Genomic DNA, 12463 nt, shown 5'->3' with positions numbered 1-12463 from the left:
CCGATGCGCAAGGCCATCGCCACGGTGTCGCTGAGCGGCACCCTGGCCGAGAAACTCGACGCCATCGCGGCGGCCGGCTTCGACGGCGTGGAAATCTTCGACAACGACCTGGTCGCCAGCGCCATGTCGCCGGAGGAGGTGCGCGTGCGGGCCGCCGACCTCGGCCTGAGCATCGACCTCTACCAGCCGTTCCGGGACTTCGAGGCCGTTCCCGCCGACCTGCTCGAACGCAACCTGCGCAGGGCACGGCGCAAGTTCGCGGTCATGGAACGCCTCGGTGTCACTCGGCTGCTGGTGTGCTCCAATGTCAGCGCCACCGCCGTGGACGACGACGCACTGGCGGCCGGGCAACTGCGACTGCTCGCCGAGGCGGCGGCCGACCACGGCATCACGATCGCCTACGAGGCCCTGGCCTGGGGGCGGCACGTCAACGAGTATCTGCATGCGTGGCGGATCGTCCGGATGGCCGACCACGACAATCTGGGCACCTGCCTGGACAGCTTCCACATCCTGTCGCGCGGCTCCGATCCCGGCGGCATCGAAGCCATCCCCGGCGACAAGATCTTCTTCCTGCAACTGGCCAACGCGCCTCTGATGGCGATGGACGTCCTCCAGTGGAGCAGGCACTACCGCTGCTTCCCGGGTCAAGGCGGCTTCGACCTGGCCGGGCTGCTGGCACACGTGCTGCGCACCGGCTACAGCGGTCCGCTGTCGCTGGAAGTGTTCAACGACGTGTTCCGGCAGGCGGACACCGCACGCACCGCCGTGGACGCGATGCGCTCGCTGATCGCCTTGGAGGAGGAGACCGCCGCGCGACTGCCGGGTGCCGCCGTGCTCGCCGTTCCGCCGCCGCCCGTGCAGCCCACCGGGTTCGCCTTCGCCGAACTGGCCATGCCCGTGTCCGCCGCGCCGCTGCCGGTGGGGGCACTGCCGGGACGGAACGCGCTGGAGCCGCTGCTCGTGGCGCTCGGTTTCGCCCATACCGGTACGCACACGGGAAAGCCGGTCCAGTTGTGGGAGCAGGGTGAGGCCCGGATCCTGCTCAACACCGGCGAGCCCGCCGACGTGCCTGCGGTGGCGGCGATCGGGCTGGAGTCACCCGATCCGGCCGGATCGGTCAAACGGGCCCAGTCGCTGCTGTCGCCGGTGCTGCCGCGGCACCGTGCTCCGGACGAGGCGCCGCTCGACGCGGTCGCGGCGCCCGACGGCACCGCGCTGTTCTTCTGCCGTACGGCACAGCCCGATCACCCGAGCTGGACCGGCGACTTCGCCCCTGTCCGCGCGGGGCGGCCCGGCGGCGAGATCACCCACATCGACCACGTGGCGCTGACCCAGCCCTGGCACCACTTCGACGAGGCCGCCCTGTTCTATCGCGGCGTGCTCGGACTGAGCCCGCAGGAGAGCCTCGAACTGCCCGACCCGTACGGACTGCTGCGCAGCCGGGCGATGACCAACGCGGACGGCACGGTCAGGATCGCGATCAACGTCGGCTACGTGGGCGGTCATCCCTCCGCGCCCGACGCTCCCTGGCAGCATGTCGCGCTGGCGAGCCGGGACATCCTCGCCACGGCGCGGCGACTGCGTGAGATCGGCGGGCTGGTGCTGCCCGTCCCCGCCAACTACTACGACGACCTGCGCGCCAGGTATGACCTCGCCCCGGAGCGGCTGTGTACCTTGCGGGAGCTCGACCTGCTGTACGACCGCGACGCCGCCGGGGAGTTCCTCCACCTGTACACGATCACCGCGGGCCGGATGTTCTTCGAGGTCGTCCAGCGATTCGGCGGATACCAAGGGTACGGGGCGCAGAACGCGCCGATCCGGCTCGCCGTCCAGCACGGCCCCGTACCGCCGGCGGGACGGCAATAGGATGAGGCCGACCCTGACTCACCGGCCTCAGTGGAGCGTCATGTCCTCCCAGCCCGCCACCCGCGCCCCCGGGGATCGCTCACGTGACGCCGAGCGGACCAGGGCGGAGATCCTGGAGGTCGCGCAGCGAGAGTTCGCCAGGAACGGGTACGCCGGGGCGCGGGTGGACGAGATCGCCGCGCTCACCCGCACCACGAAGCGGATGATCTACTACTACTTCGGCGGCAAGGAGCAGTTGTACGTCGCGGTGCTGGAGAAGGCGTACTCCGATATCCGGGCTGTCGAGCGGACCGTCGACGTGGAGCATCTGGCGCCGGTGGAGGCGATCCGCACGCTCACGGAGCTGACTTTCGACCACCATGACGCCCACCGGGACTTCATCAAGCTGGTCAGCATCGAGAACATCCACCACGGCGAGCACATCCGCAAATCCGAGGTGCTGGCCAACCTGGGCACCCCGGTGCTGGACCTGATCTCCCGGATCCTGGACGCCGGGCAGGCTCAGGGCGTCTTCGTCACCGACGCCGACGCCATCGACGTGCACATGATGATCAGCGCCTTCTGCTGCTTCCGCATCTCCAACCAGCACACCTTCGGCGCCCTGTTCGGCCGCGACATGACCGCGCCGGAGCACCGCGAGCGGCAGCGCGCCATGATCGGCGAGATGGTGGTGGCCTACCTGACCGGGGCGGGCAGGCGCGCCGCGCCCTGACCGCGGCGCGCCCCCGGCGTGACTTCTACCTGCAGAAGGGCGCCATGCCGATCACAGACTTGATCCCGCCCAGAAGGTGCTGCAGGAAGTACTGGTCGCCCTCCATGGGCTCGTCGGTCCACGCCTTGACGTCGTGCCCCAGCGTCGTGACCCAGGAACGGCCGCCGTCGTAGTACTGACACCAGGAGACGGGGTGGTCGCTACCGTGCCCGGGATGGCCGAGATTCCCGCGCGCGCCCTGCGGCATCGTCTTCTCATCCACTCGTGCGAGGAACCGCACCTTGGTGGGGAAGGGCACCAGGTTGTACCACTCGTCGGTGAAGTTCCAGCGCTTCGGCAGGCCCTCGGTCGAGGCGTCGTGCTTGTCGACCACCTCGACCGTGCCCGGCTGGTTCGAGCCGTGGTCGTAGAAGTTGGCGTTGCCGAGCAGGCCCTCGTACCAGGGCCAGTTGTACTCGGTGCCGAACGCGTTGTGGACGCCGATGAAGCCGCCGCCCGCGCGGATGTACTGCCGCAGCGCGGTCTGCGCGCCGTCGTCCAGGGCGTCGCGCGTCGTGCTGAGGAACATGACGGCGTTGTACTTCAGCAGCGTCTGGGCGCTGGCGAGCTGGGTGACGTCCTCGGTGTAGTCGACGGCGAAGCCGTTCTCCTGGCCGAGCTTGATCACCGCCTTGACGGCGACGTTGTTGTCGTTGAGCGACGGGTTGAGGCCGGGGCCGAGCGTAGTGCCGAGGTGCGCGTGCCGGGGCCCGGCCGTGCGGGTGTAGACGAGGATGCGGTAGCCCTTCGCCGGGTCGAAGTTGCCCCAGTCGTGGTAGCAGCGCGGGTCCACGCCGCGGCAGACGCCGTAGTCCGGGTCGCCGAGCTCGGTGGCTCCCTTGGGATTGCCGGCGGTGATGCTGGCCGAAGTGGGAGCCGCCAGCGTGACGACGGCCGCCGCGGCTGCGGCGGAGAGCGCGGCGGTGAACAGGGTGGAGCGTCTGATCCTCATGGGGGGCCTTTCTTGATCCGCTAGATGGACCATCAGAACCATCTAGAGGTCGAAGGTAACCGTCTCTCCGCCGCCACCACAACCCCTTGTCACGCTTATGAAGCCTCTTGTTTCCGAATGCGAACCGGCCTATTGTGCGTCCATCAAACGGATCTATAGGTCCATTCTATGGACCATAGGAGAGCTACCGTGGACAGACGACGATTCCTGGCCGGCGCCGCCGGCGTCACGGCGGGCGCCGCCGCGCTGAGCATCCCCACCGCTGCCCGCGCCGACGTGACGGACGGCCTCGCCGTACCGGTGCCTCGCCAGCCCGACGCGTTCGGCGAAGCGGGCCGTGACTACCCCAAGGTCTGCGGCAACCTCGCCAACAGCAACCACTCGACTCTGAAGCGGATCACCCCCCGCAACGTGAAGAAGCTGGGCGGGGCCTGGCACGTCAACCTGGAGGGTGGCAGCACCGCCAGCCCTCAGCAGAGCACCTGCGTCGTGCAGGGCGGCGTCATCTACGTCCAGACGACCCAGCAGAACGTCTTCGCCGTGGACGGGCGTACCGGTCAGATCAAGTGGAAGACCAACCTCGGCAGCAAGACCACCAACATGCGGGGCGTCGCCGTCGCGAAGGGCCTCGTGTTCTCCACCTCGGGCGCCAACATCGTCTACGCGCTGAACAAGGACACCGGGGCGATCGTCTGGCAGAAGCAACTGATGACCGAGGGCGAGACGGGTGGCGCCGACAGCGGATGCGACCCGTCCAACGGTCAGTGCGGGGGGCTCACCGGCACCCTCGCCGGAGCGATCGTCTACTGGGACGGCCTGATCTACGTCGGCATGCAGGGCAGCACGGGCGGCGCCCGCGGCCGGGCGTACGCGCTGGACGCGGCCACCGGTGAGATCGCCTGGATCTTCTGGAGCGCCCCGGGCGAGGGCCAGTTCGGCAACGACACCTGGGAGGGCGACTCCTGGAAGACCGGGGGAGCGGTGCCCTGGATCCATCCCGCGATCGATCCCGACCTCGGCCTGGTCTACTGGACGTTCGGCGGCTCCTATCCCCGTCTCGACGGGGCGAGCCGCGGTGGTGACAACCTGTTCGCCAACTCGATCGTCGCCCTGGACGCCAAGACGGGCAAGCGCAAGTGGCACTTCCAGTCGGTGCACCACGACATCTGGGACCTGGACAACGTCATGGCGCCGGTCCTGATCGACATCAAAATCGACAAGCGGGTGCGCAAGGCCGTGGTCTACGGCAGCAAGGTCGGCATGTTCTACATCCTCGACCGGACGAACGGCGAGCCGCTCCACGGGATGGAGGAACGGCCGGTGCCGCAGGACGAGCGGCAGAAGACCTCCAAGACCCAGCCGTTCCCGGGCGGCGAGCCGTTCATCCCCCAGGCGCCCCGCTTCGACAACGCCACCCGCCCGGTGCCGTTCTATGCCTGGGGCGGCCTGTACACACCGCACTGGGACCGGGCCACGATCATCTTCCCCGGTGCGGGCGGCGGTGGCGACTGGACGCACCTGTCGTTCAATCCCGAGACCGGCTGGATCTACGTCGGGTACGGCCTCATCAACTCGGGCTTCTCCAATTCCAGGGACGGGCGGGTCAACACCTCCCGGCCGCTGGGGGAGTACTTCGCCGGCGGGATCGCGGCCGTGGATCCCCGTACGAACACACCGGTCTGGACGCTGGACCGGGAGTGGTCCCTGGCCCACGGCAACGGCATCCTGACCACGGCGGGCCGTGTGATGTTCCAGGGCGGTCCCGACGGTGTCCTGCACGCGATGGACGACACCAACGGCGACGTCCTGTGGAGCTTCCAGTGCGGCGCGGGCGTGCACACCAGCCCGGTCAGCTACGAGATCGACGGCGAGCAGTACATCGCGGTGTTCGCCGGCGGCAACGGGTTGCCGTACCCCGACATCCCGCGCGGCGACCACCTGTGGGCGTTCAAGCTCGGCGGGACCGTGCCGCCCGCGCCGGCTCCCGTGCCGCCGAAGAAGCGCAACGACATCCGCGTCGCGGCCGTGAACGGCACGACCGTCACCCTGGGCCGCGTCTGGGACAACGCCACCCAGCGGCCCGGCGCCAAGGAGAACACGGTCGCGCAGAACGCGATGTCCCCGCAGCACCTGCGCGTTCCCGTCGGCACTACCGTCACCTTCGTCAACCCCGCCGACAACGCCTACGCCCACGCGGCCGTCTCGTTCTTCGAGTACGAGTTCGACAGCGGCGTGCTGATGCCCGGGCAGTCGTTCACCCACACCTTCGACACCCCGGGTGAGTTCTTCTACAACGACGCGATCTTCCCGCAGAACACCGGCAAGATCGTCGTCTACTGACCCCCGCGACAGACGCCGAAGCGCCCGCCGTGACCTCGCGGCGGGCGCTTCGGCATTAGTGCGTCGACGAGCCTCCGGACGCGTTTCGCGGTCGGGAGGCGACAAGAGGAGGGCCGGGCGAGCCGGCCCTCCTCCGATCTCAGAGCTGCGTGGGCAGGATGGACGGCGGGATGGGGCCCTTGTTGCGGCGGCCCTGCTGGGACTCCTCCCAGGCGTGGGCCAGGATGCCGACGCTGCGGCTGAGCACGAACAGGCCTCTCGCGAGCGGCGCGGGGAAGCCGAGCTCGGCGTAGACGACCGCGGTCGCGCCGTCGACGTTCATCGGGATCGGCCTGCTCCTTCCCCTGTTCAGGATCTCTTCCACCTCACGCGCCGCCCGCAGATGGCGCCCGGGGACGACGCCGTCGGCGACCGCCTCCTCCACCAGGCCGAGCAGCGGATCGCGACGCGGGTCCTTGCTGTGGAAGCGGTGGCCGAAGCCCGGTAGGTACCTGCTGCGGGCGCGCCAAGCGGCCACCGCCTCCTCCGCCGACCCCCGCTCCAGCACGTCCTCCAGGAGTTCGACGCATTGCTGCCCGGCCCCGCCATGGGAGTCCCCGAGCAGGTTGACGCCGGAGGCGACCGCGCCGTTGAGGCCGATGCCGCAGGTGGCGGCCATCCGGGCGACCGCGATCGAGGGAGCGTGCGGGCCGTGGTCGACAGAGCACACGAGCGCGGCCTCCAGCAGCGCCGCCTGCCGGGGCTCGGGCAGCGCGCCACGCAGCATCAACCACACGATCTCGGCGAATCCGGCCTTGCCGATCAGCTCCTGAACCGGGAGCCCGCGCAGCTCGATGACGTCCGGGGCGATCCGCGACACACCGGTCGCCCACCAGTCGGCCGCCGCCGTGGCCTGGTCGAGCGTGTTGTGGCTCATCGAGTCGCCGCCTTCCCGGACGGAGCCGCGTCGGACAGGGCCGCGTCGGACAGAGCCGCGTCGGACAGAGCAGGGGCGGCCGGAGCGGGACCGGCCGGGGTCGCACCGGCCGGTGCCGGTACGAACTCCGTGGTGTGCTCGCCGAGAAGAGGAGGCGGCGCGGGCGGCCCCAGCGGACGGCCGTCCACCACGACGCCGTTGCTCACGACGGCGAGCCGCCGCGCCGAGCCGTCAGGGAAGGGCAACTCGGTGAAGAAGCCCCGATGCGCCAGTTGCTCCAGAGCGAGGGTCTGCCGCAGGGTCAGGATCCGTCCCGCGGGGACGCCCACCTCGGACAGGTCCTGCTCCCACTCCTGCGCGGTCCTGGTGCGGAGCACGGCGTTGAGTTCGGCGTTCAGCTCCTCCCGGTTGCGCTTGCGCGCCTCACGGGTGGCGAACCTGGAGTCCTGTGCCAGGTCGGGGCGCCCGATCACCCGGCACAGCTTCAGGAACTGCTCCTGACGGTTGGCGGCGATGTTGAGCGGGCCGTCGGCGGCCTCGAAGGTCCCCGACGGAGCCGCTGTGGCGTTCTGGCGCCCCGTCGGCTCCGGGTCTATCCCGCTGATGAGGAGATTCGAGACCGCCCAGCCCATCGCCGAGATGGACGCCTCCAGCATGGACAGGTCGAGGAAACACCCCAGGCCCGTACGGCTCCGCCCGGCAAGCGCCGCCGACACCGCCATGGCCGCCGACAGGCCGCCTATCGTGTCGCACACGGGGAATCCCACCCGGAGCGGCACGGTCTCCGGGGTGCCGGTGATGCTCATCATCCCCGACAGCCCCTGCACGATCTGGTCGTACGCGGGGGCGGTGCTCATCGGCCCGCTCTGCCCGAAGCCGGAGATGGCGCAGTACACCAGGCGCGGGTTGAGCTCGCGCAGCCGGTCCCAGCCGTAACCGAGCCGGGCCATCACCCCGGCGCGGAAGTTCTCCAGCAACACGTCGGCGCCGGTGACGAGTTCCTCGAAGGCGGCCCGTCCGGCGTCGTCCTTCAGATCCAGTTCCACGGACTTCTTCCCCGCGTTCTGTGCGAGGAACGACGCGCCGATGCCGGCCTCGTTGAGCTCGGCCTCGGCGCCCAGACGGCGGGCGAGATCGCCCCGCCCCGGCACCTCCACCTTGATCACTTCAGCGCCCAGCAGCATCAGCTGATAACTGCAGTACGGTCCGGCGAGCACGTTGGTCAGGTCGACGACCCTGATCCCCGCGAGGGGTAACTCCTGCATTCGGGCACACCTCCAGCGGCGCCGTCACCGACGACGCCGTCTCGTCACGTGGTTGTGGAAAGTCGTTGTCCCCGTACGCCCGCCGCGGCTAGGCGAGCGGGTGGTCGAAGCCCCGTTCCGACATGCGGCGGGCCACATCCGCCAGCTCTTTGGCGAACTCCCGGACCCGGTCCTCGGTGAAACGCTGGGTCGGTCCGCTCAGGGTCAGCGCGGCCACCACCGAGCCCGACGCGGCGACGACCGGAACGGCCACCGCGGACAGACCGGTGTCCCGCTCTCCGTGGCTGGTGGCGTATCCGGCCCGCGTCGCCTCGGCGATCCATCCCTGCAGAGTCGCCAGGTGCGCGGCTCCGCGCGGCGAGGTGGCCGCGATCCGCTCCAGCAGCTCCGGCTTGGCATCCCTGAGCAGGACCTTCGACGAGGCTCCGGCCCACATGGGCAGCTCGTCGCCGATGCGTACGACGTGCCGCAGAGCCTGCGTGCCTTCCTGCTGGGCCACGCAGACCCGGAAGATGCCGCGGGCGACGTACAGGTTGACGGTCTCGCCCTGCCGCAACGCGAGCTGGCGCATCATGGCCTGGGTCTCCGGCGGCAGCTCCCACGCCCGCTTGGCCAGATGGGCCCAGCGCCACAACGCGGGACCCGCGGTGTAGCCCTTGGGCGTGGCCCACAGCAGACCCATCTGCTCCAGCGTCTGGAGCAACCGGATCGTGGTCGTCTTGGCCAGGCCGGTGGCCTCCACGACCTCCCTGATCGTGATCGCCGGCCGGTCCTCGGTGAGCAGCGACAGGATCTCGAACGCGCGCTGCACGCTGCGGACGCCGCCGGCTTCGCCGGGTTCGGATGAAGGCACAGGTCCTCACTAGACAGTAGGGATGGCGCGGTGGTGTCACCCCGCCCTCGGTCGCGTCGGACAAATCATGCCCTGCCGCGCCTGGCCCGGATGGCGGTCGCCGCGATGTCGCTGCGACGCGTCCGTCCGGCTCCACGCTCACGACGGGCAGCCTTTGTCAGGCGCTCCCGGCGGCCGGGATGCCGTGCCCGTAACGGCTCTGAAACTTCCTATTGCCAGAACGTCCGGGCACCCGTACGTTAACACCCAGTCCACACTGCGGTCCATAAGTACCGCTTAGCGGATCACCTGAGGAGAGGTCTTTGGACAGCATCAGCCGAGCCGGCTGCTTCATCGCAGGTCAGTGGGTGTCCGAGGGGGAGTGGCTCGAACGGGTCGGCCCCTATGCCGGACACGTGGTCAGCCAGGCTCGGATCGCCCGGCCCGACGACGTGACCACCGCCCGCCGGTACGCGCGAGAGCAGGCGAAAACCGTGGCCCGGCTCACCCCCGCGGCGCGAGCGGGGGTCCTGGAAGAGGCGGCGCGCATGGTGATCGAACGGAGGGAGGAGTTCGCCCGCCTGCTCGCCCTTGAACTCGGCAAGCCGCTGAAGGACGGCCGGGGCGAGATGACGCGCGTGGCCGACACGTTCGCGGTGTGCGCGGCCGAGGCCCGTTCCCTGGGCGGGGAGGTGCTTCCGGTCGCGGGGTGGGAACGCGGTGCGGGCACCACGGCCCTGACCCACCGGGCGCCGGCGGGAGTGGCGCTGGCGATCACCCCCTTCAACGCCCCGGCCAATCTGCTGGCCCACAAGCTCGGCGCCTCGTTCGCGGCGGGCAACACCACGCTGGTCAAACCGCCCCCGCAGGCGCCGGCCGTCTCCGCCGCGCTGGTGAGCCTGCTACTGGAGGCGGGAATGCCGCCCGAGGCCGTACAGGTGCTGCACGGAGACGGCGCGCTCGGCGCCGCGCTGTGCGCCGCGCCCGAGGTGACGGTCATCAGCTTCACCGGCAGCGCGGCGACCGGCGCGGCCGTGGCCCGCGCGGCCGGGCCGAAACGGCTGGCGCTGGAGTTGGGCGGCAACGCCGCCACCATCGTCTGCGAGGACGCCGACATCGATCAGGCGGCCCGGATCTGCGCGGCCACGGGTTACAGCAACTCGGGCCAGAGCTGCATCTCGGTGCAGCGGGTGTACGTCCAGCGCAGCCGGTTCGACGAGTTCGTCGAGACGTTCACCAAGCAGGTGCGGTCCCTGGTGGTGGGGGATCCGCTCGATCCGGTCACGGACGTGGGGTCGATGGTCGACGAGGAGGCCGCCGAGCGGGTCGTCCGCTGGACCGCCGAGGCACGCGACCGCGGGGCCGTCGTCACCACCGGCGGCACCAGGCACGGCGCCGTGGCGGCGCCCACGGTCGTGGCCGGCCCGCCGCCGGACGCCACGCTGGTGCGCGAGGAGGTCTTCGGCGCGCTCGTCGCGGTCCTGCCGTACGACGGTTTCGACGAGGTCCTCGCCGAGTGCAACCGCAGCAGGTACGGCCTGCAGGCGGGGCTGTTCAGCCACGACATCCGGCGCATCATGACGGCCTGGCGCGAGCTGGAGGTGGGCGGCCTGGTCGTCAACGGTTCCTCCAACTTCCGTCTCGACCACGTGCCGTTCGGCGGCGTGAAGGACTCGGGCATCGGCCGCGAGTCGCCGCGGTGGATGCTGGAGGACTTCACCGTCGTCAAGACGCTGCTCCTGCGCGGCGTCTCCGTCTGGGGGGAATGATCATGAACAGGACAGAGGAAACGCCGATGACCGCCGCCCACGCGCTGGTGGCACAACTGGAACAGCTGGGAGTGGAGTACGTCTTCGGGACGTGCGGCCATACCAACATCGCGGTGCTGGACGCGCTCCGCGACAGCCCCATCGAGTTCGTCATCGCCCGGCACGAGCAGGCCGCCGCGCACGCGGCCGACGGCTACGCCCGCGCCTCCGGCAAGCCCGGTGTTCTGCTGGTGCACGTGGGCCCGGGACTGACGAACGCGGTCACCGGCGTGATGACCGCGGCGCTCGACTCGATCCCGCTGGTCGTGATCGCGGGCGACGTGCCGTCCTACTACCGGGGCCGGCATCCCCACCAGGAGGTGAACCTGCACGCCGACGCCGACCAGACCTCGATCGTCCGGCCGTTCGTCAAGCGGGCCTGGGAGACCCATAGGGCCGAGGACCTGCTCCGCAACGTCGAGCGGGCCTTCTGGACGGCCACCTCGGGCCGGCCGGGCGCCGTCATGGTCAACGTGCCGATGGACCTGTTCTCCCGTCCGCTGGCGGCCGGGCCGCGTCCGCCGGTGCGGCTCGCGGCCGCGCCCGACCTGCCGCAGGCGGTGGCCGAGCGCATCGCCGACGCCCTGGCCGGCGCCGAGCGCCCGCTGGTCTACCTCGGCGGCGGGGCCAGGGGAGAGGACGGCCGCGCCGCGCTGCTGTCCCTGATCGAGCACCTGGACATTCCCCTGGTGCACTCGCTCATGGCCAAGGGCGCGGTGCCCGACGAGCATCCGCTGGTGCTGGGCATGCCGGGTTTCTGGGGCCTGGAGCTGACCAACCGCTACACCCGCGAGGCCGACGTCGTCCTCGCCCTGGCCACCCGCTTCGCCGAGACCGACGCGAGCTCCTGGGATCCCCGCTACACCTGGGCCTTCCCGCCGGGGAGGCTCATCCAGATCGACATCGACCCGGCAGAGATCGGCCGCAACTACCCCGTGGAAATCGGCGCCGTCGCCGACGTCACGCTGGCGCTGCGGGCGATCGCGGACGCGGTCAAGGCGCGGCCCCCGGTCAGCAGGCCCGAACTGCGGCAGGAGATCGGGGCCGCGCGCCGCGAGCTGTTCACGGCCAGCCGGGAACGAGGCACCAGCGACCAGTTCCCCCTGCGGCCCGAGCGCATCCTGGCCGACCTGCGCGACGCCGTGCCGGCCGACACGATCCTGGTCACCGACGTCGGCTGGAACAAGAACGGTGTCGCGCAGTGCTACGAGCTGCCGCCCGAGGGGCGGTTCATCACCCCCGGCGGCGCCTCCACCATGGGATTCGGCCCGGCGGCGGCGGTGGGCGTGCAGATCGCCCGGCCGGATGCCACAGTGGTGGCCCTCATCGGGGACGGCGGGATGAGCGCGCAGCTGCCCGCCGTTCCGATGGCCGTCGAGCAGGGAGCGCCGGTCGTCTTCGTCGTGATGAACAACCGCGCCCACGGCACGATCTCCGACCTGCAGTCGGCCAACTACGGGCAGAGCTACGGGTGCGACTTCCGCACGCGGGAGGGCGAGGCGTACAGTCCCGACTTCGCCGCGTTCGGGCGCTCGTGTGGGGCGGACGGCTACTCGGTCGCCGGTCCGGCGGACCTCTCGGCCGCGTTGCGTGCCGCCCTGGCCGCTCGCCGGCCGACGGTGATCGACGTGCCCATGGTCAACGAACCGGTGCCCACGCCGGGCCACTGGAACATCAAGGACATCTACCACGGCGTGTTCGCCGACTGACCCGCCCCGTCGCCGCCAACCGTT

At 70.4% G+C, this 12463-nt stretch carries 9 protein-coding genes; 5 read left to right on the top strand and 4 right to left on the bottom strand.

The window, feature by feature from the left end:
* Nucleotides 1-3 precede the first annotated feature (3 nt).
* Complete coding sequence (locus ACQEVJ_RS27665) at nt 4-1866, top strand: bifunctional sugar phosphate isomerase/epimerase/4-hydroxyphenylpyruvate dioxygenase family protein (protein ID WP_433105946.1); 1863 nt, start codon at nt 4-6, stop codon at nt 1864-1866.
* A 40-nt stretch (nt 1867-1906) separates the two neighbouring features.
* The gene (locus ACQEVJ_RS27660; protein WP_433105944.1) at nt 1907-2578 is read left to right on the top strand and encodes a TetR family transcriptional regulator; all 672 of its coding nucleotides are present in this window, start codon (nt 1907-1909) and stop codon (nt 2576-2578) included.
* Nucleotides 2579-2603: 25 nt separating this feature from the next.
* On the opposite strand, the gene ACQEVJ_RS27655 is transcribed toward ACQEVJ_RS27660, so the two are convergent.
* Complete coding sequence (locus ACQEVJ_RS27655) at nt 2604-3569, bottom strand: ThuA domain-containing protein (protein WP_433105942.1); 966 nt, start codon at nt 3567-3569, stop codon at nt 2604-2606.
* Nucleotides 3570-3758: 189 nt separating this feature from the next.
* On the opposite strand from ACQEVJ_RS27655, the gene ACQEVJ_RS27650 reads away from it, so the two are divergent.
* Nucleotides 3759-5909: a PQQ-binding-like beta-propeller repeat protein gene (locus ACQEVJ_RS27650; protein WP_433105940.1), complete on the top strand. Its 2151-nt coding sequence runs from the start codon at nt 3759-3761 to the stop codon at nt 5907-5909.
* Between the two features lie 139 nt (nt 5910-6048).
* On the opposite strand, the gene ACQEVJ_RS27645 is transcribed toward ACQEVJ_RS27650, so the two are convergent.
* From ACQEVJ_RS27645 to ACQEVJ_RS27635, 3 genes are all read right to left on the bottom strand, one after another.
* On the bottom strand, nt 6049-6825 hold the full coding sequence (locus ACQEVJ_RS27645; protein ID WP_433105938.1) for a citryl-CoA lyase: 777 nt from the start codon (nt 6823-6825) through the stop codon (nt 6049-6051).
* Complete coding sequence (locus ACQEVJ_RS27640) at nt 6822-8090, bottom strand: CaiB/BaiF CoA transferase family protein (protein WP_433105936.1); 1269 nt, start codon at nt 8088-8090, stop codon at nt 6822-6824. Before ACQEVJ_RS27640 ends, ACQEVJ_RS27645 begins: the two co-directional genes overlap by 4 nt.
* Before the next feature lie 88 nt (nt 8091-8178).
* A complete protein-coding gene (locus ACQEVJ_RS27635; RefSeq protein WP_433105934.1) occupies nt 8179-8943 on the bottom strand; it encodes an IclR family transcriptional regulator in 765 nt (254 codons plus the stop codon).
* Between the two features lie 302 nt (nt 8944-9245).
* On the opposite strand from ACQEVJ_RS27635, the gene ACQEVJ_RS27630 reads away from it, so the two are divergent.
* A complete protein-coding gene (locus ACQEVJ_RS27630) occupies nt 9246-10691 on the top strand; it encodes an aldehyde dehydrogenase family protein (protein ID WP_433105932.1) in 1446 nt (481 codons plus the stop codon).
* A gap of 2 nt (nt 10692-10693) precedes the next feature.
* Nucleotides 10694-12439 (top strand): thiamine pyrophosphate-binding protein, encoded by a 1746-nt coding sequence (locus ACQEVJ_RS27625; RefSeq protein WP_433105930.1) that lies wholly within the window; start codon nt 10694-10696, stop codon nt 12437-12439.
* Nucleotides 12440-12463: the final 24 nt, after the last annotated feature.

This window comes from Microbispora sp. CA-102843 (assembly GCF_050936215.1).
Taxonomy (GTDB): domain Bacteria; phylum Actinomycetota; class Actinomycetes; order Streptosporangiales; family Streptosporangiaceae; genus Microbispora.
Note: the sequence above shows the minus strand (reverse complement) of the source record. Positions and strands in the feature narration are given on the sequence as shown.

What these genes read in the sequence shown, in the direction of transcription:
- ACQEVJ_RS27665 (WP_433105946.1), top strand. Translation starts at nt 4, where the DNA reads ATGCGCAAGGCCATCGCCACGGTGTCGCTGAGCGGCACCCTGGCCGAG.
- ACQEVJ_RS27660 (WP_433105944.1), top strand. Translation starts at nt 1,907, where the DNA reads ATGTCCTCCCAGCCCGCCACCCGCGCCCCCGGGGATCGCTCACGTGAC.
- ACQEVJ_RS27655 (WP_433105942.1), bottom strand. Translation starts at nt 3,569, where the DNA reads ATGAGGATCAGACGCTCCACCCTGTTCACCGCCGCGCTCTCCGCCGCA.
- ACQEVJ_RS27645 (WP_433105938.1), bottom strand. Translation starts at nt 6,825, where the DNA reads ATGAGCCACAACACGCTCGACCAGGCCACGGCGGCGGCCGACTGGTGG.
- ACQEVJ_RS27640 (WP_433105936.1), bottom strand. Translation starts at nt 8,090, where the DNA reads ATGCAGGAGTTACCCCTCGCGGGGATCAGGGTCGTCGACCTGACCAAC.
- ACQEVJ_RS27625 (WP_433105930.1), top strand. Translation starts at nt 10,694, where the DNA reads ATGAACAGGACAGAGGAAACGCCGATGACCGCCGCCCACGCGCTGGTG.